This window comes from Agromyces mediolanus (genome assembly GCF_014648575.1).
In the GTDB taxonomy this organism is placed as follows: Bacteria; Actinomycetota; Actinomycetes; order Actinomycetales; family Microbacteriaceae; genus Agromyces; species Agromyces mediolanus.
Genome location: NZ_BMRJ01000004.1, coordinates 112,191 through 129,014, shown reverse-complemented (window position 1 = coordinate 129,014; position 16,824 = coordinate 112,191). Strand labels below are relative to the sequence as shown.

Here is a 16,824-nt window from a genome sequence, read left to right as displayed (position 1 = left end):
GATGACGATCTCCGGGAGGTTCGTGCTGCTCCTCGCGCTCGGCGTGGTGCCCATCGTGGTCGCGGGTGCGCTGGCGGGCGCCGCGTCGGGTGCGCCGACGCCGGCCGCGGTGGCGGCCGCCGGGGGGCAGGCCGCGTGGCTCATGCTGCTCGCCTGGGCGGCGCTCTGCGTCGGGCTCGGCGCGATCGATCTCTCCCTGGCCGCCTCCCCGCGGCGGGTCGCGCTGCAGCGGGAGCTGCCGCCGCGGGTGCGGCTCGGAGAGGCCGCGGAGTCGCACCTCATCGTGCAGAACCTCGGCGGGCGGGCGCTCCGCGCCGTCGTCCGCGACGGCTGGCAGCCCTCCGCCGGCGTCGTCGGCGCGAACCGCTCCCGGCTCCGCATCCCCGCCGGCGAACGGCGTCGGGTGTCCCTCGTGCTGGTCCCCCGCCGACGCGGCGACCGTCGGGTCCAGCAGGTCACGATCCGCAGCGCGGGACCGCTCGGCCTGTGGTCGCGGCAGGCGACGCTCGCCGCGCCCGGCGTGCTGCGCGTGCTGCCCCCGTTCGCCTCGCGGGTGCACCTGCCGTCCCGGCTGACGAGGCTCCGGGAGCTCGACGGGCGCACGCCGATCCTGATCCGCGGGCAAGGCACCGAATTCGACTCCATCCGGGAGTACGTCCGCGGCGACGACGTCCGCTCGATCGACTGGCGGGCGACCGCGCGCCGCACCGACCCCGACGCCCCGGGCGGCACCCGGCTGATGGTGCGCACCTGGCGCCCGGAGCGTGACCGGCGCATCGTGATCGTCACCGACACCTCGCGGACCGCGGCCGCCCGCGTCGCCGACGAGCCCAGGCTCGACACGGCCTTCGAGGCCTCCCTGCTGCTCTCCGCCCTCGCCTCGCACGCCGGCGACCGGGTCGACTGGCTCGCCTGGGACCGCCGCGTCCGCGGCCGGGTGCACGGGGCGAACGGGGCCGAACTGCTCGCGAAGCTCGTCGACGTCATGGCAACCATCGACCCGGAGCTCATCGAGGCCGACTGGGCCGCCGTCCCCGCGCAGGTGCGGCGGCTCACCAGCCGTCGCGCGCTCGTCGTCCTCCTCACGGGCGTGGACTCGCCCGCGAACGCCGCCGGTCTGCTCGCCATGCTCCCGCAGCTCACCTCACGCCACCTCGTGATCGTCGCCTCGGTGGCCGATCCCGAGGCCGTGGCCGCGAGCGCCCGCACCGAGGACCTCGACGACGTCTACCGGGCCGCCGCCGCCGAGCGCGCCCTGCTCGACGGGGCACGGGTCGAGGCGGCCATCCGCCGGCTCGGCGCGGAGACGGTGAGCGCCCCGCCGCACGAGCTCCCGCCCGCGCTCGCAGACCGCTATCTGGCGTTGAAGGCCGCTGGCCGGCTGTAGCCGTCGCCTCCGAGCGGCCCGATGCGGCACGCGATGTCGCCCGCCGTCATCCGACGTCGTGGCGCGACACACCGGTGCGCCTCGCCGCTTCGGCGATCCGTGTTCTCGATAGGCTCATGCCCGGCGCGGAGGGGTCCCGCGCCGTTTCGTCGCCTCCGCAGGAGGCGATTCGTCTCCCTAGGAAAGGACACCAGCATGGCCGGAACGGCCGCCCCCTCGACGGGGCAGAAGCTCACCGCCGAATTCCTCGGCACCTTCATCCTCGTCTTCGGCGTCATCGGCGCGGCGATCTTCTCGTCCGCCAACGCCACCCTCCTCGGCGTCGCCTTCGCGCTCGGCCTCAGCGTGCTCGTCGCCGCCTACGCCTTCGGTCCGATCTCGGGCGGGCACTTCAACCCCGCGGTGACGCTCGGCCTCGCGGTCGCCGGTCGTTTCGCGTGGAAGGACGTCGCCGGGTACCTCGTCGCGCAGATCGTCGGCGGCATCCTGGGCGCCGTCGTGCTGCTCGGCATCGTCGCGAGCGCTCCCGGGGCCGACGTCGTCGCGACGTTCCGCTCGGCCTCGACGGGCTACGACGAGCTCTCCCCCGCCGGCTTCGGCATCGGTGCCTTCTTCATCGCCGAGATCGTCGCCACGGCGGTCTTCCTGTTCGTCATCCTCGGCGTGACCTCGGCGGGCCGCGCCGCGGCGAACTTCGCCCCGCTGGCCATCGGTCTCACGCTGACCGTGCTGGTGCTCGTCGCGGGCCCGATCACGAACGGCTCGTTCAACCCGGCCCGCTCGATCGCGACGGCGATCTTCGGCGGCAGCGAGGCGCTCGTGCAGCTCTGGGCCTCGATCGTCGCCCCGATCGTCGGCGGACTCATCGCAGGCGTGCTCTACAAGCTGATCTTCGACCGGGCGGCGAAGCTCAGCGCCTGAGCCGGACCACCACGATGGCGGATGCCCCGACGGGGCATCCGCCATCGGCGTCTTCGCGCCGCCTCGGCCGACTCCCGCCGGCCGGCGCGGCCGGACCGGACTCAGCCGGCGACGATGCGGCGCTCACCGGAATCGAACTCCGCGAGGTCGCCCGTCTCGCCCGCCTTCGCAGCGCGGCGGCCGAGCACGAGCATCGTGAACAGGAACGCGGCGAGCGCGAGCGCGCCGATGCCGATCTTCACGGCCCATGGCCACGGCTGCGGGGTGACGAAGCCCTCGATGAGCCCGGAGACGAACAGCCAGAACACGAGGCCGATCGCGATGGTGAACAGCGCCCTGGCCTCGGCTGCGAGCGCCGCGCCTCGCCCGCGCGGGCCCGGGGCGATCCAGGCCCAGAAGATGCGCAGCCCCGCGGCGGCCGCGACGAACACGCAGGTGAGCTCGAGCAGGCCGTGCGGCGCGATGTAGAGGAAGAAGGTGTCGGCCTCGTCGAAGTGCAGCATGATGCCGGCGGTCACGCCCAGGTTCTGCGCGTTCTGCAGCAGCACCCACGGCACCCAGACGCCGACGATGCCGAAGGCGATGCACTGCGCGGCGATCCAGGCGTTGTTGGCCCAGACGGAGCCGGCGAAGGAGGCCGCCGGGTGCTCGGAGTAGTAGGCGGCGAAGCCCTCGTCGGCGAGCTGCTTGAGCTCGGCCTCGCTGCCGAGATTCGCGATCACCCGCGGATCGGAGAGCACCCAGGATGCGAAGAGGCCGGCCACGACGACGGTCGCGACGGCCACGGCGAGGGTGATCCAGCGCACCCGGTACAGCGCGGCGGGGAGCGAGACGAGCCAGAAGCGGGTGAACTGGCGCAACGGGTTCTCGGGCACGCCCGTGAAGCGGAGCCGCGCCCGTGCGAGGAGGATCGACAGCCGCTCGCCGAGTGCGGTGGATCCGGCGGTCGTCTTCACCGTCGACAGGTCGGAGGCGGCGGACTGATAGCGCTCGATGAGCTCGTCGGTCTCGCGACCGTCGAGGCGGCGCTGCCGGGTGAGCGCGTCGAGACGCTGCCAGTCGTCGGCACGGGCTGCTGCGAGAGCGTCGAGATCCATCTGCTTGAATACTACCCATGACCGTCGCAGCGCCCGAGCGCCGTTCCACCGCGACCGACGAGGGCGTGCTCACGGGCGAGGCGGTGCAGCTCGACGTCCGCCCGGCCGGCGCGGTGCTGCGGGCCGCCGGCGCCGCGATCGACGTCCTGGCGACCCTCCTCGTCGGCGGCGGGCTGGTCTGGCTCGCCGCGAGTCTCAGCCTCGACGAGGCGGCGTTCCGCGCCGTCAGCATCGCCGTGCTCGTGGTCTGCCTCGTCGTCGTGCCGACGACGGTCGAGACGGCGAGCCGCGGCCGATCGCTCGGCAAGCTCGCCGTGGGCCTGCGCGTCGTCCGCGACGACGGCGGCTCGATCGGGTTCCGGCACGCCTTCATCCGCGCGCTCACCGGCGTGCTGGAGATCTACTTCACCCTCGGCGGGCTGGCGCTCCTCGTCGGCTTCCTGAACCCGTCCTCGAAGCGGCTGGGCGATCTGCTCGCGGGCACGCACGCGCAGATGGAGCGCGTGCCGAAGCTCGAGATAGATCCCTTCGGCGTGCCCGCCCCGCTCACGGCGTGGGCGGCGACGGCCGACGTCGGCCGTCTCCCGGCGCCGCTCGAGCGGCGCATCTCCGCGTTCTTCCGCAACGCGGCGCACCTCGTGCCCGAACGGCGCGCCGGATTCGCCGCGGCGCTCGCGCAGGAGGCGTCGCCGTACGTCTCGCCGATCCCGGATGCCCCGGCCGAGCTGTTCCTCGCGGGCGTCATCGCCCTGCGCCGGGAGCGCGACGCCGCCGCGCTCGAGCTGGAGGCGGCACGGATGCGCTCCCTCGAACCGGTGCTCACCGCACGTCCGAACGGCTTCCCCGAGCGCTGAGCGGCTGACGCCGACGTAGGCGCGGGCGCCGACGCAGGCGCGGGCGCGGGCGCCGAGCCGACACCGAGGCGGCGCCGGCGCGCCGCCGCGGCATCCGTCAGTAGCGGTAGTGGTCCACCTTGTACGGCCCCTCCACCGGCACGCCGATGTAGGCGGCCTGCTCGGGGGTGAGCTCGGTCAGCTCGACGCCGAGCGCGTCGAGGTGCAGGCGCGCGACCTTCTCGTCGAGGTGCTTCGGCAGCACGTACACCGCGGTCGGGTACGCCTCCGGACGGGTGAAGAGCTCGATCTGCGCGAGCACCTGGTTCGTGAACGAGTTGCTCATCACGAAGGAGGGGTGCCCGGTCGCGTTGCCGAGGTTCATCAGCCGGCCCTCACTGAGCACGAGGACGCTGCGCCCGTTCGGCAGCCGCCACTCGTGCACCTGCGGCTTGATCTCGATGCGCTCGGCGCCCGGGAGCGCCTCGAGGGCAGCCATGTCGATCTCGTTGTCGAAGTGCCCGACGTTCGCGACGACGGCGAGGTGCTTCAGCGCGAGGAGGTGCTCGAGGCGCACCACGTCCTTGTTGCCGGTCCCGGTGACGAGGATGTCGACGTCGCCGACGACCGACTCGAGGCGGGCGACCTGGTAGCCGTCCATCGCCGCCTGCAGCGCGTTGATCGGGTCGATCTCGGAGACGATGACCCGGGCGCCCTGGCCGCGCAGCGCCTCCGCCGCGCCCTTGCCCACGTCGCCGTAGCCCGCGACGAACGCCACCTTGCCGCCCATGAGCACGTCGGTGGCGCGGTTGAGGCCGTCGGGCAGCGAGTGGCGGATGCCGTACTTGTTGTCGAACTTCGACTTCGTGACGGAGTCGTTGACGTTGATCGCCGGGAAGCGCAGCTCCCCGCGGGCGTGCAGCTCGTAGAGCCGGTGCACCCCGGTCGTGGTCTCCTCGGTGACGCCCCGGAGCTCGTCGGCGATGCGGGTCCAGCGGTCGCTCGACAGCTCGAGCGAGCGGCGCAGGGTCTCGAGCACCACCCGGAACTCGGCGCTGTCGTCGGCGGCGGCCTCCGGCACCGCGCCGGCGAGCTCGAACTCGCGGCCCTGGTGCACGAGCAGCGTGGCGTCGCCGCCGTCGTCGAGGATCATGTTCGGGCCGATCCAGTCGGCCCCGGCCGCAGCGGCCTCCGCCGACCAGTCGAAGATGCGATCGGTGCACCACCAGTACTCCTCGAGCGACTCGCCCTTCCAGGCGAACACCGGCACGCCGGCGGGCTCCTCGGCGGAGCCGTCCGGGCCGACGACGACCGCGGCGGCGGCCTCGTCCTGCGTCGAGAAGATGTTGCAGCTCGCCCAGCGCACCTGCGCGCCGAGGGCGACGAGGGTCTCGATGAGCACCGCCGTCTGCACGGTCATGTGCAGGCTGCCGGCGATGCGGGCGCCGGCCAGCGGCTGCGCCTCGCCGAACTCCGCGCGGAGCGCCATGAGCCCCGGCATCTCGTTCTCGGCGAGCCGGAGCTGGTGACGGCCCGCTTCGGCGAGCGAGAGGTCGGCGACCTTGAACGGCAGGGTGGTGGCGAGGGGCTGGGAGCTCATGGCATCCATTCTCCGGCCTCGGCGGGAGAATCGGGAACTCCGGGCGCGAGTGTGACGCTGCACGCCCCGGACTCGAGGCGTGCGCCCGCGCCGCGGCTCAGGCGCGGATGAGCGCGAGCACCTCGTCGCGGATGCGGATCATCGTCGCCTCGTCGGCGCCCTCGACGTTGAGCCGCAGCAGCGGCTCGGTGTTGGAGGGGCGCACGTTGAACCACCAGAACGGCTCGTCGATCGCGGTGACGCCCTCGACGGTGAGGCCGTCGAGCTCGTCGAACTCCGCGCGGCCCGTGAAGGCCTCGAAGATGCGGGCGTAGGCGGCCGGCACGTCCTCGACGGTGGAGTTGACCTCGCCCGAGAGGGCGTAGGGCGTGAAGCGTGCGGACAGCTCCGAGAGCGGGCCGGTCTGGGCGCCGAACTCGGCGAGCAGGTGCATCGCGGCGAGCATCCCGTTGTCGGCGCCCCAGAAGTCGCGGAAGTAGTAGTGCGCGGAGTGCTCGCCGCCGAACACGGCGCCGGTCTCGCGCATGCGGTCCTTGATGAGCGAGTGGCCGACGCGGGTGCGCACGGCCACGGCGCCGGCGCGCTCGATCGTCTCGGGCACGACGCGGGAGGTGATCAGGTTGTGGATGACGGCGACCTCGCCGGTCTCGCCCGCGGCGCGGACCCGGGCGATCTCGCGGAGCGCGACGATCGCGGCGACCGCGGAGGGCGTGACGGCCGTGCCGCGCTCATCGACCACGAAGCAGCGGTCGGCGTCGCCGTCGAAGGCGAGGCCGAGGTCGGCGCCGTGCTCGACGACCGCGCGCTGCAGGTCGACGAGGTTCGCCGGCTCGAGCGGGTTGGCCTCGTGGTTCGGGAAGGTGCCGTCGAGCTCGAAGTACAGCGGCACGAGCTCGAGCGGGAGCCGGGGCAGCCCCGCGGCCTCGCCGAGCACGGCGGGCACGGTGAGCCCGGCCATGCCGTTGCCTGCGTCGACGACGATCTTCAGCGGCCGGATGCCGGAGAGGTCGACGAGGCCGCGAAGGTACGCGGCGTAGTCGGCGAGGACGTCGCGGGTCGTGACCGCCCCGGGCTCCGCGACGGACGGGATGCCGTGCTCGAGATAGCCTGCGGCGCGATCGCGGATGGCCGCGAGCCCGGTGTCGAGCGAGATGCCCTGGGCGCCGGCGCGGGAGAGTTTGATGCCGTTGTAGGCGGCCGGGTTGTGGCTCGCGGTGAACATCGCGGCCGGGGCGGCCAGGGCGCCCGAGGCGTAGTAGCTCTCGTCGGTGGAGCAGAGCCCGATCTCGGTGACCGAGGCGCCGCGCGCCGCCGCGCCGCGCGCGAACGCCGCCGCGAAGCGGGGCGAGGAGTCGCGCATGTCGTGGCCGACGACGACGGTGCCGCCGGCCGCGTCGACCTCGTCGACGAAGGCCGCGGCGACGGCCTCGACGATCGGCTCGGTGAGCTGTTCGTCGACGAGGCCGCGGATGTCGTACGCCTTGACGACGGCGGACAGGCTGGCGATGGAACCGGAGGAGTCGGCGGCGGAGATCACGCCTTGAAACCTACCTCACCCATCGGTTTGTGCCGCACGACCTGCCAGCCGCGCGGGGCGCTCGTGCGCTCGGAGTGCCTGGCGCAGAGGTCGTAGCCGTGCGGCTCGCGCACCGGCGAGAGCGGCCCCACGACGATCATGGAATCGGCGTAGTCGTAGCTCAGCGTGGCGACCGCCTCAGCGGTGCATGCGGTGCGCGAACAACGTCTCATGGCTCGATCAGCGTAGCGAGCCGCACGGACATTACGATGGAGGGCATGCCCCGTCCTCGTCGTGTCGCCCGGGTCCCGAGCTCGCCGCGGCGCCTCGCGAGGGATCGCCACGGTCGCGGCCTGCGCTCCCCCGTCACCGGGCCGCATCTGCCGTTGCTGACCACCCGCATCGACGAGTTCGAGATGACGATCGCCGCGACCGCGTCGTATCTGCGCGGACTCTGGCCGGAGCTCGACGGCGCGGTGTTCGAGGTCGCGCAGGCGCCGGCGGAGGCCATCCACGACGACCACGTCGACCGTTGGCATGTCTCCCACGACGAGCGGCGCATCGTCTTCTTCCGACTGCCGATCGTGCGCTTCCTCCGTCTGCAGGAGGGTGAGGACAAGGACGAGAAGCTCCTGATCGAGAGCTGCGTGTTCCGAGCAGTCGGCGAGCTCATCGGCCGTGATCCCTGGGAACTCGCCCCCGGACGCTACCGGCACTTCTGAGCCCGAGCGCCGCCCGAGCCGATGCTCAGCGCGGATAGATCAGGATCGGCGAGTCGAGCGGGCCGGGCGGCTGCACGGCGAACGCGGCCAGCTGCCGCTCCCCGGAGAAGCTGACGGAGGCCTGCAGCCCCGCCCCGCCCGTGATGAGCACACGACCGCCGCTCGCCGGCATCGCCGTGGAGACGGCTGCACCGGCCGGGACGGTGATCGCCTCCTCGCCGTCCTCGGCGACGAGGCTCGCCTCGACGTCGGCGTCGCTCGGGTTCGCGAGGTGCAGCTTCGCGCCGGGCCCCTGCGGCACCGCCACGAGCGTCTCGTCGAGCAGCGGCAACGAGGCGGGGAACCAGGCGAAGTCGCTCGGCAGCTCGTCTCCTGAGACCCGCGTCGCGGTGCGCGCGGCGGCGACGAACTCGCCGTCGCCGTCGATGCGGACCGTGTAGTCGCCCGCGGCGAGTTCGCCGAGCGGGATGTCGCTCACCTGCCCCGCCTGCAGCACGACGTCGAAGACGGACCCCTCCCCGCCGGTCTCCGGCACGACGGAGACGGCGGCCTCGACCGGCTCGGTGCCGGTCGCGAGCAGCCGCAGGCTCGGGTGCGCGTCGCCCTCGGCGTGGTCCTCGTCGACGGCGATGCCGCCGGACTGCTGCACCACCACGCCGGTGATGGTCTGCCGCTTCGCCGGGGGCGCCGTCGTGCCGATGAGCTCGGCCCCGCTCGGGGTGAGCACGTCGATCGACGTCTGCTCGAGGCTCGCCGCGACCGTGCCGCCGCTGCTCGTCACCTGCACGACGGGCGACGCGGCCGCGGGCGCGAGTCCCGCGAGCGAGACCACGCGCTGCGCGCCCGGCTGCACCACGAGGCCGAGTCCCGACGGCGCGTCCACCGGACCGGTCTCCGAGTGCACGCGCACGTCGACCGTGGCGGGCACGTCGCCGGGGTTGGCGAGCAGCAGCAGCGTCGAACGGCCGAGCTCGGTCGTGCCGCCGGCGAGCCACGCCTCGGCGACGGGTTCGGCGCACGCCGCCGCCACGAAGCCGGCGGCGGTCTCGGTGGCGAGCTGCTGCGCCTGCCCGCCGGCGAGCATGCCGGCATCCACCCCGCCCGGCTGCGTCGCGAGCGACACCGCGATGTCGTCCTCGGAGCCTCGCGGCGGGGCGAGGGTGAGCTGTTCGACGTCGGCGTCCGCGGGCTCGGTCGCCGTGACCAGGCGGACGCTCCCGAGCGCGGAGACGCTCTCCGCGTCGTCGCCGAGCTCGAGCATCGGGCCGGGGCAGACGCGGACCGTGCGGCTCTCGGCGGGCTGGATCGAGCGCGACAGCGGCTCAGCGCGATGCTCGGGCCACGGGACGATCGCGGCGGCGCCCAGCACGGTCACGCCGACGGCCGCGGCGACGAGGATGACGAGGCCTCGGCCGCCCGCGCGGATCAGGGTACGGCTATCGGGCATCTCGGCCTCCCTCGGGCTCCTCCGCCGGCGGTGTCCCGCCATCCCGGGCGTCGCCCGGCTCGGCCGACGCCGGCGCATCACCCGGCTCCGCCGAGTGCGAGGTCTCGGCGACTGACGGCGCGCCGTCGTCCTGCGCCGTCTCGCCCGGACCCGCGCCGGCGCCGTCCGCGGAGCCGGCAGCGTCCTCGGCCGAGTCCACCGCCGACGGCCGGGGCTTCGGCCGGCGGCGCGACGGACGTTCCGGCCGGGGGCGGCGCGGTCGCCTGCCCGGCTCCTCGCGGCCCACACCGGCCGGGATGGAGAGCAGGAGCACTGCGCCGAACACGAGCAGTTGCACGGTGGCGATCCAGCCCGTCAGCGGGGCCCCTGCCCGGGCCGGGATCTGCGCCGCCGGCGCGTCCGGCTCCGCGGCGGCGAAGCGCCACAGCGTGCCGAAGTCGGTCTCACCGACCGGGACGAGCGCCGCGTTGGCCTCGAGCGCGGCACGAGCACGATCGGCGGTCTGGATCTCGGAACGCTCCGCGTCCTCGCCGGCCGCCCCGAGCAGCACGTACGAGACGCCGAACTCGTCGATCGCGCGATCCGCGTCGAAGCCGCCGCGGGACGCGAGATTGCCGGCGATCTCGGCGAGCGCGAGTTCGCCCGCGTCGAGCTTCGTCCGCGTCTGCGCGAACGTCGACTGATCGTCGAGCGTCGCTCCGCTCCCGTGCTCGAGGGTCGCGCGGAGCCCGCCGGATGCCTCGGGGACGAGCCGCAGCGTGGTCACCCGCGGATCGTGGTCCGCCTCGGCCGTGACGAACGCGGGCAGCGACCGCTGGGCGGCCGGCGCCACGTCCGCGCGTCCGGTGCTCATCGAGACGCCGAGCGGGACGACCGCTCCCGCCGTCACGACGACGAGCAGCGCCGCGAGCCAGGCGGCGGCGCGACGCAGGCCGTCCAGGGCGACGACCGCCGCGAGCACCAGCCCCAGCCACATGAGGCTCTGCCCGGGGATCGTGGAGACCGGCACCGCCGTGTCGCCGACCACGGCGACGGAGAGCTGCGCCGCGGCGATCGCCGTGCCGAAGCCGAGGGCCACGGCCGCGAGCGTGAACGCGGCCGCACGGTACCGGCCCGTCGCGATCGAGGCGAACGCGGCGAGCAGCAGCGGGATCAGGAGCGCTGCGACCACCCAGCGCGGGTCGATCGGGGCGCCGATCGCGTCGAGCACCCCCTGCCACCCGCCGAGCTCGGCGCCGTCGAAGCCGAGGGCGATCGCGCCAGGGCCCGGCACCGCGGCGGGCACCGGGAGCCCCGGGTCGGCGAAGAGGGCGATCGCGTTGCCCGCGGCGAGCTGGGCCCAGATGAGCGGCGCGGCGAGCGCGAGGGCCGGGATCGGCAGCAGCGCGAGGCGGGCGGCACCGCGCCCGGAGAAGCACATCGCGACGATCCAGGCCAGGAGCAGTGCGGGCGCGAGGCTCGGCGCCGAGGCCACGACCGCCGCGAACAGCAGGGAGGCGGTGGCGGCTGTCGCCCAGCTCGTCGCCGAGCCGAGCGCGGCGTAGAGCAGCCAGCCGAGGAGGACGTGCGCGAGCACCGGCCCCGGCCGCCCGTCGGCGAGCGCCGTGAGCAGCGGCGGTGCGAACATCCAGAGCGCCGCGGCGAGCGCTCGGAGTGCGCCGCGCTCCGTCAGCCGGGCGGCGGCGAACCAGGCGCCGAGCGCGGCGACGGGGAGCGCGAGCAGCCACACCGCGACCATCGCCCACGACGGGGACCAGAAGGCGAGCGAGCCGAGCACGGCGAGGATCGCCTGGAAGGGGTCGGCGGCTCCCACGAAGCCGGTGCTGACGTCGCGCCAGCCGTAGGCCGCGTTCCGCCACAGCTCGTCGACCGCCGGGGACAGCGGGAGCAGCCCGCCACCCGCGACGCCGCCCGCCGTCAGCAGCGGGAACAGCACGACGACCACGGCGACGACCGAGGCGAGCAGCACCCAGCCGCCGCCGGTGGCGAGGAAGTCGACGCCGTCGACACGGCCGCGGGCGCGAGCGCGGCGCTCCTCCGCCTCGATCCGGCGGCGACGGCGCATCTCGTCGGGCTGGAGCCGCAACGGTGCGATGGCCGACCACCCCACCGTGCGGGCGCCGCGCAGGATCCGGCGGGAGTGCGCGATGGCCCCGAACGCGAACAGCGTGCGGAAGGCGGAGCCGAACTCGCCGACGATGCGGCCCGGCGCCTTCGTCACGAGCAGGACCACCGAACGCAGCAGCGCGAGCGGGAGCAGGCTCAACCAGTGCACCGGGAGCGCGGCGGCGGGGGCGTAGCTCATCCTGCGGTGCAGGGCTGCCCGCCGCGTCGCTGCGGCGCGCTTGCGGACCGCGCCGGCGCGATGGCCTGCGGCCGGTCCGATGAGCCCGCCGCCGGCGAATCGCACGTGCGCGCTGGGGACGACCGACACCCGGTGCCCGGCCAAGCGGGCGCGCACCGCCAGATCGAGGCCGTCGTCCACGACGGGCAGCGCGGGGTCGAAGCCGTCGAGCGAGCGCCAGACGGCGCGTCGGACGAGGATGCCGCCGGGGTCCACGCCGAGCACGTCGCTCAGCCCGTCGTGCTGCCCCTGGTCGAGTTCGCCGGAGACGAGCGGGACCGCGGCGCCGAAGCGGGTCATCGAACGACCGAGGCTCGCGATCCGGTCCGGCGCCTCCGCGTCGAGCAGCTTCGGTCCGGCGATCGCGACGGAGCGCGCGGTCTCGAGGGTGGTCTCGAGCGCGAGGAGCGCTCCGGGCTGCGGCTCGGTGTCCTCCGAGAGCAGCCAGACGGCGTCCTCGTCGTCCACGGGCGGGGGCAGGGTCTGCTCGGCGCGGCGCACCGCTTCGCCGAAGGCGACCCGCTCCTCGATCTGGATGAGACCGTCGGGGGCGGCCTCGGCCGCGAGGTCTCGGGTCTCCGCGTTCACCTGGGCGAGGACGATCAGCAGCCGCTCGGGCCGGCGCGATTGCGCGCGGATGGCGTCGAGCACACGGGTCAGGCGTTCGCCGCCGTGGTGCACGACGAGGATTGCGGTCACTCTGGGGGACATCGGAGTCAGCCTAAGCACCGGCTCGCCACCAGCCGGTGCCATCGGCGGGCGTGCCGCCGATCCGCGCGCCGGCCCGCCGGGGCATCCGTCCGCCCGCTCGCACGACGAAGGCCCGTGCGTCGCACGGGCCTTCGTTCGTCTCGCCGGTCTCGCTACACCGCTCGCTTGCGGAGCTTTCGTCGTTCTCGCTCGGAGAGCCCGCCCCAGATCCCGAACCGTTCGTCGTTCGACAGCGCGTACTCGAGGCACTGCGCACGGACCTCGCAGCCAGTGCAGATCTTCTTCGCGTCCCGGGTCGATCCGCCCTTCTCGGGGAAGAACGCCTCCGGGTCGGTCTGCGCGCACAGCGCGTCGCTCTGCCATGCCAGGGGGTTGTCGTCGTCCGTCGTTGGACGCACCCCCGGGACTCCCAGCCGCACCGGATCGATGAACCAGTCGTCAGGTACTCCAGAACGATATTCAGGAATTGCCATATCGTCTCCCACCCAGTTGTACCGCCCGCCGCTCCCGAGGATCCGGGGACCGCGTCACGACCAATTACAGCGGTGTAATTCGAGCGAGTCAAGTCGCAGATCGTAAACCCTCAAGCAGGGCTGGAGGCTTCCGCCTCGCCGCGACACGCCGGAGTCGTTCCGGAGTTGTGATCCCGTCCCCCGCTCTGGGGGCACGACGCTCCTGGCCGGAACCTCAGGCGGCGGCGCGTCGCGCCTCCCACGCGCTCCGCACCATGTCCTCGAGCGAGTGCCGCATCCGCCAGTCGAGATCGCGCGCGGCGAGCTCCCCGGAGGCCACGATCCGCGCGGGATCGCCGGGCCGCCGCGGCGCGGACTCGGGGACGAAGTCGATCCCGGTGACCTTCGCGACCGCCGACATGATCTCCGCAACGGAGACACCGTCACCCGAGCCGAGGTTGTAGACGGGGGCGACGGGCTCGCCCGCCTCGAGCCGCTCGGCCGCCACGACGTGCGCCGCGGCGAGGTCGGCGACGTGGATGTAGTCGCGCACGCAGGTCCCGTCGGGCGTCGCGTAGTCGTCGCCGTTTACCTTCGGCGTGCGTCCGTCGAGCAGCGCGTCGAAGACGAGGGGGAAGAGGTTGTGCGGGCTCACGTCGAAGATCTCCGGCGTCCCGGAGCCCACGACGTTGAAGTAGCGCAGGCTCGTGTGAGCCAGGCCGGTAGCTGCGGCCTGGTCGGCGAGGAGCCATTCGCCGATCAGCTTCGACTCGCCGTACGGCGACTGCGGGTGCTTCGCGGTCTCCTCGGTGACGAGGTCGACGTCCGGGGTGCCGTAGACGGCGGCGCTCGACGAGAACACGATCCGGGCGACGTTCGCCGCCTCCATCGCGGCGAGCAGCGTCGCGGTGCCGGTGACGTTCTGCTGGTAGGTGTGCAGCGGCCGCTGCACCGAGACGCCCGCGTACTTGAAGCCGGCGAGGTGCACGACGCCGCGCACGTCGTGACGGGCGAAGACGCTCTCGAGGAGGGCGCCGTCGAGGATCGAGCCGTGCACGAAGTCGACGCCGTCGGCCACGAAGCCGCGGCGGCCGGAGGACAGATCGTCGAGCACGACGACGTCGATGCCCTTCGCCTGGAACGCCCGCACCACGTGCGCCCCGATGTACCCCGCTCCCCCAGTGACCATCCAGCTCATCCGTCGTTCCCTCCGCAGCACCTCGACGCGGCGGCCGGTCCGGCCGCCGCCTCGACGATGCTAACGGCTGGAGATCGGCTCGTGCTGGGCGTGCCGCACGCGGTCGCGGATCTCCGGTCGGCCGTATCCGTCGGAGTCGAGGCGGAGCAGGGTCGCCACCACGCCCCAGACGGCGAGGCCGGCGAGAATCAGGAGCAGGATCGTGGTCATGGCAGGAAATCTATGACTTGTGAGAAGCTGCCGAAAGTGGCAGCATTGCCACGATTCCACCAGTTCCTGCCACGCGAGGTGCCCATGCTCCGATCCATCGCCTGCATCGCCGTGCCGCACATGGCGCCGTTCGAGTTCGGCGTCATCTGCGAAGTGTTCGGCATCGACCGGCGCGAGCACGGCGGCCCCGAGTTCGACTTCCACGTCGTCGCGGCCGAGCCGGGGCCGATCCCGACGAAGCTCGGCTTCGACGTCGTGGTGCACGAGGGGCTCGACGCGGCCCGCACGGCCGATCTCGTCGCCGTGCCCGCCGCGCTCATCGATCAGGACGCCGACGAGCGGGTGCTCGCGGTGATCCGCGAAGCGGTCGACCGCGGCGCCTGGGTGCTGTCCGTCTGCTCCGGCGCGTTCATCCTGGGACAGGCCGGGGTCCTCGACGGCCGCCGTTCGACGACGCACTGGATGTACACCGACCGCCTCGCGGCCGCCTTCCCTCGGACGGAGGTCGATCCGGACGTGCTGTTCGTGCAGGACGGCCTCGTCGTCACGGGCGCCGGCACCGCAGCCGGCATCGACGCGGCGCTGCACATCGTGCGCACCGAGCTCGGCGCGAGCGCCGCGAACATCGTCGCCCGTCGGATGGTCGTGCCCCCGCAGCGCGACGGCGGCCAGTCGCAGTTCATCCAGACGCCGGTCGTCGAGTGCAAGAGCGACTCCTTCGCGACCGTCACGGCCTGGATGCTCGAGCACCTCGACGAGGAGCTCACCGTCGACCGGCTCGCCAGGAAGGCGCTCATGTCGCCGCGCACCTTCGCGCGGCGCTTCCGCGCCGAGACGGGCACGACGCCGAACGCGTGGCTCAACCGCCAGCGCCTGCTGCGCGCGCAGCAGCTCCTGGAGGAGACCGGCCTGAGCCTCGAAGAGATCGCGCGGGAGTGCGGCTTCGGCGCCGCCGCAGTGATGCGGCACCACTTCGTGAAGGTCCTCCAGACGACGCCGACGGCCTACCGGCGGCTGTTCGGACGGCGCGAGCCGGTCGAGCTCGCCGGCTGAGCGGCGGCGGCCTCAGCCCGTCGTCGCGACCCAGAGGACGCCGGGGCGCTCGAGGCGCAGCACGCCTTCGTCCGGCGTGACGAACGCGACGTCGCCGCGCGCCAGCTCCACCGAGCCCCGCGCACCCGTGACCCGCACCGTCCCGCCCTCGGCGAGCACGATGGCGGGCCCGTCGAGGGCCACCTCCGGCTGCGGTCCCGCGTCGCCCGCCTCGAGCCGGTGCAGCACGAAGTCGGGCACCGGCGGCCGGAAGCTCAGCACCCCGGGCGCAGTCGGCTCCGGCGCGAGTCGGGGCGGGGGCATCGGCGTGAAGTCGAGCACCTCGACGAGTTCGGCCACATCGATGTGCTTCGGGGTCAGTCCGCCGCGGAGCACGTTGTCGCTCGCGGCCATCAGCTCGATGCCGAGGCCGCCGAGGTAGGCGTGGATGTTGCCCGCGGCGAGGAACAGCGACTCGCCGCGCGCGAGGCGCACACGATTCAGCAGCAGCGAGATGACGATGCCCGGATCGCCCGGGTAGGCGTCGGCGAGCGCCGTGACCGTGCGGAACGACGCCGCGTACGGCGAGGCGAGGGCGGCATCCGCCCCGGCGAGCGCGACCACGCGCTCGACGAGCCACGCGGACTCCCCCGTGTCGCCGCCACGGCCGTCGGTGAGCAGCCACTCGACCGCCCCCTCGAGCCCCTCGGCGTCGAGGCGTGCGGCGAGCAGCTCGATCGCCCCGGGCTGCGGGTCGGCCGAGGCGGCATCGGCGGCGCGCAGGGCCTCCACCACCCCGGCGACCTCCTCGAGCGGCCGGAAGCCGGAGAGCGCGTCGAACGTCTCGCTGAGCGCGACGACGAGCTCCGGCTTGTGGAAGCGGTCGCGGTAGTTGCGGTCGTAGGCGTCGACGGGCAGGCCCGCCGACTCCTCCTTGGCGAAGCCGAGCCGTGCGCGTTCCGTCGTCGGGTGCGCCTGCAGCGACAGGGGGCCGCCGGCGGCGAGCAGCTTCAGCAGGAACGGCAGCCGGGGCGTCCCCTCGTCGGCGAAGCGCTGCGAGACCTCGGCGCCGAGCGCGCGCTCGGGCTCGGCGGCGATCCAGCTCGCGAGCTCGTCGAACGGCGGCTCGGCGTCCAGGATGCGGGACGGCGAGCCGGGGTGCGCACCGAGCCAGAGCTCCGCCTCGGGCCCGCCGCTCGCCTCCCGGCCGCGGAAGCCCGCGATCAGCTCGCGGTCGCCCCAGGCGTAGTCCCTGGGCTCGTTGTCGATCCTGACGAACATCTCGGCGCAGTTCCTTTCGCGGCTTGGCTCCAAACTACCAACGGCTTCGGATGCCCCGACGCGGAGTCCTAGG

The 16,824-nt window shown here is 73.7% G+C and carries 15 protein-coding genes; 5 read left to right on the top strand and 10 right to left on the bottom strand.

What is annotated here, in order from left to right:
• Position 1: 1 nt before the first annotated feature.
• Positions 2–1,387, top strand: a complete 1,386-nt coding sequence (locus IEY71_RS15655) for a DUF58 domain-containing protein (RefSeq protein ID WP_189086304.1) — start codon at positions 2–4, stop codon at positions 1,385–1,387.
• A 195-nt stretch (positions 1,388–1,582) separates the two neighbouring features.
• Positions 1,583–2,308 carry an aquaporin gene (locus tag IEY71_RS15650; RefSeq protein ID WP_189086303.1) on the top strand — a complete coding sequence of 242 codons (726 nt, stop codon included), beginning with the start codon at positions 1,583–1,585 and terminating at the stop codon, positions 2,306–2,308.
• A gap of 101 nt (positions 2,309–2,409) precedes the next feature.
• Here IEY71_RS15650 and IEY71_RS15645 read toward each other — a convergent pair whose 3' ends face one another.
• Positions 2,410–3,405 (bottom strand): stage II sporulation protein M, encoded by a 996-nt coding sequence (locus IEY71_RS15645; RefSeq protein ID WP_189086302.1) that lies wholly within the window; start codon positions 3,403–3,405, stop codon positions 2,410–2,412.
• 17 nt (positions 3,406–3,422) lie between these two features.
• On the opposite strand from IEY71_RS15645, the gene IEY71_RS15640 reads away from it, so the two are divergent.
• Positions 3,423–4,259 carry an RDD family protein gene (locus IEY71_RS15640; RefSeq protein ID WP_189086301.1) on the top strand — a complete coding sequence of 279 codons (837 nt, stop codon included), beginning with the start codon at positions 3,423–3,425 and terminating at the stop codon, positions 4,257–4,259.
• 97 nt (positions 4,260–4,356) lie between these two features.
• Here the strand turns inward: IEY71_RS15640 and ahcY are convergent, their stop codons facing one another.
• The 3 genes from ahcY to IEY71_RS15625 form a co-directional block, all read right to left on the bottom strand.
• Entirely contained in the window at positions 4,357–5,838 is a 1,482-nt protein-coding gene (gene ahcY / locus IEY71_RS15635) for an adenosylhomocysteinase (protein ID WP_189086300.1), read from the bottom strand.
• 97 nt (positions 5,839–5,935) lie between these two features.
• On the bottom strand, positions 5,936–7,372 hold the full coding sequence (locus tag IEY71_RS15630; RefSeq protein ID WP_189086371.1) for a phosphomannomutase/phosphoglucomutase: 1,437 nt from the start codon (positions 7,370–7,372) through the stop codon (positions 5,936–5,938).
• Positions 7,372–7,587: a DUF3499 family protein gene (locus IEY71_RS15625; RefSeq protein WP_189086299.1), complete on the bottom strand. Its 216-nt coding sequence runs from the start codon at positions 7,585–7,587 to the stop codon at positions 7,372–7,374. Before IEY71_RS15625 ends, IEY71_RS15630 begins: the two co-directional genes overlap by 1 nt.
• A gap of 153 nt (positions 7,588–7,740) precedes the next feature.
• On the opposite strand from IEY71_RS15625, the gene IEY71_RS15620 reads away from it, so the two are divergent.
• Positions 7,741–8,076 carry a hypothetical protein gene (locus IEY71_RS15620; RefSeq protein ID WP_229781796.1) on the top strand — a complete coding sequence of 112 codons (336 nt, stop codon included), beginning with the start codon at positions 7,741–7,743 and terminating at the stop codon, positions 8,074–8,076.
• A gap of 25 nt (positions 8,077–8,101) precedes the next feature.
• On the opposite strand, the gene IEY71_RS15615 is transcribed toward IEY71_RS15620, so the two are convergent.
• The 5 genes from IEY71_RS15615 to IEY71_RS15595 all read right to left on the bottom strand — a co-directional run bounded on the left by IEY71_RS15615 (position 8,102) and on the right by IEY71_RS15595 (position 14,438).
• Entirely contained in the window at positions 8,102–9,523 is a 1,422-nt protein-coding gene (locus IEY71_RS15615; protein WP_189086297.1) for a DUF5719 family protein, read from the bottom strand.
• Positions 9,513–12,578, bottom strand: a complete 3,066-nt coding sequence (locus tag IEY71_RS15610) for a glycosyltransferase family 2 protein (protein WP_189086296.1) — start codon at positions 12,576–12,578, stop codon at positions 9,513–9,515. The genes IEY71_RS15615 and IEY71_RS15610 overlap by 11 nt, the downstream gene beginning before the upstream one ends.
• A gap of 152 nt (positions 12,579–12,730) precedes the next feature.
• Positions 12,731–13,051: a WhiB family transcriptional regulator gene (locus IEY71_RS15605; RefSeq protein WP_189086295.1), complete on the bottom strand. Its 321-nt coding sequence runs from the start codon at positions 13,049–13,051 to the stop codon at positions 12,731–12,733.
• A gap of 214 nt (positions 13,052–13,265) precedes the next feature.
• Positions 13,266–14,228 (bottom strand): UDP-glucose 4-epimerase GalE, encoded by a 963-nt coding sequence (gene galE / locus IEY71_RS15600; protein WP_189086294.1) that lies wholly within the window; start codon positions 14,226–14,228, stop codon positions 13,266–13,268.
• A gap of 60 nt (positions 14,229–14,288) precedes the next feature.
• On the bottom strand, positions 14,289–14,438 hold the full coding sequence (locus IEY71_RS15595) for a hypothetical protein (protein ID WP_189086293.1): 150 nt from the start codon (positions 14,436–14,438) through the stop codon (positions 14,289–14,291).
• 84 nt (positions 14,439–14,522) lie between these two features.
• On the opposite strand from IEY71_RS15595, the gene IEY71_RS15590 reads away from it, so the two are divergent.
• Positions 14,523–15,491 (top strand): GlxA family transcriptional regulator, encoded by a 969-nt coding sequence (locus IEY71_RS15590; RefSeq protein WP_189086292.1) that lies wholly within the window; start codon positions 14,523–14,525, stop codon positions 15,489–15,491.
• 12 nt (positions 15,492–15,503) lie between these two features.
• Here IEY71_RS15590 and manA read toward each other — a convergent pair whose 3' ends face one another.
• A complete protein-coding gene (gene manA, locus IEY71_RS15585) occupies positions 15,504–16,751 on the bottom strand; it encodes a mannose-6-phosphate isomerase, class I (RefSeq protein WP_189086291.1) in 1,248 nt (415 codons plus the stop codon).
• Positions 16,752–16,824: the final 73 nt, after the last annotated feature.

Coding starts and splice junctions, on each gene's coding strand:
- IEY71_RS15590 (WP_189086292.1), top strand. CDS start 14,523: ATGCTCCGATCCATCGCCTGCATCGCCGTGCCGCACATGGCGCCGTTC.
- galE (WP_189086294.1), bottom strand. CDS start 14,228: ATGAGCTGGATGGTCACTGGGGGAGCGGGGTACATCGGGGCGCACGTG.
- IEY71_RS15610 (WP_189086296.1), bottom strand. CDS start 12,578: ATGTCCCCCAGAGTGACCGCAATCCTCGTCGTGCACCACGGCGGCGAA.
- ahcY (WP_189086300.1), bottom strand. CDS start 5,838: ATGAGCTCCCAGCCCCTCGCCACCACCCTGCCGTTCAAGGTCGCCGAC.
- IEY71_RS15650 (WP_189086303.1), top strand. CDS start 1,583: ATGGCCGGAACGGCCGCCCCCTCGACGGGGCAGAAGCTCACCGCCGAA.
- IEY71_RS15640 (WP_189086301.1), top strand. CDS start 3,423: ATGACCGTCGCAGCGCCCGAGCGCCGTTCCACCGCGACCGACGAGGGC.
- IEY71_RS15625 (WP_189086299.1), bottom strand. CDS start 7,587: ATGAGACGTTGTTCGCGCACCGCATGCACCGCTGAGGCGGTCGCCACG.
- IEY71_RS15595 (WP_189086293.1), bottom strand. CDS start 14,438: ATGACCACGATCCTGCTCCTGATTCTCGCCGGCCTCGCCGTCTGGGGC.
- IEY71_RS15645 (WP_189086302.1), bottom strand. CDS start 3,405: ATGGATCTCGACGCTCTCGCAGCAGCCCGTGCCGACGACTGGCAGCGT.
- IEY71_RS15615 (WP_189086297.1), bottom strand. CDS start 9,523: ATGCCCGATAGCCGTACCCTGATCCGCGCGGGCGGCCGAGGCCTCGTC.
- IEY71_RS15655 (WP_189086304.1), top strand. CDS start 2: ATGACGATCTCCGGGAGGTTCGTGCTGCTCCTCGCGCTCGGCGTGGTG.
- IEY71_RS15605 (WP_189086295.1), bottom strand. CDS start 13,051: ATGGCAATTCCTGAATATCGTTCTGGAGTACCTGACGACTGGTTCATC.
- manA (WP_189086291.1), bottom strand. CDS start 16,751: ATGTTCGTCAGGATCGACAACGAGCCCAGGGACTACGCCTGGGGCGAC.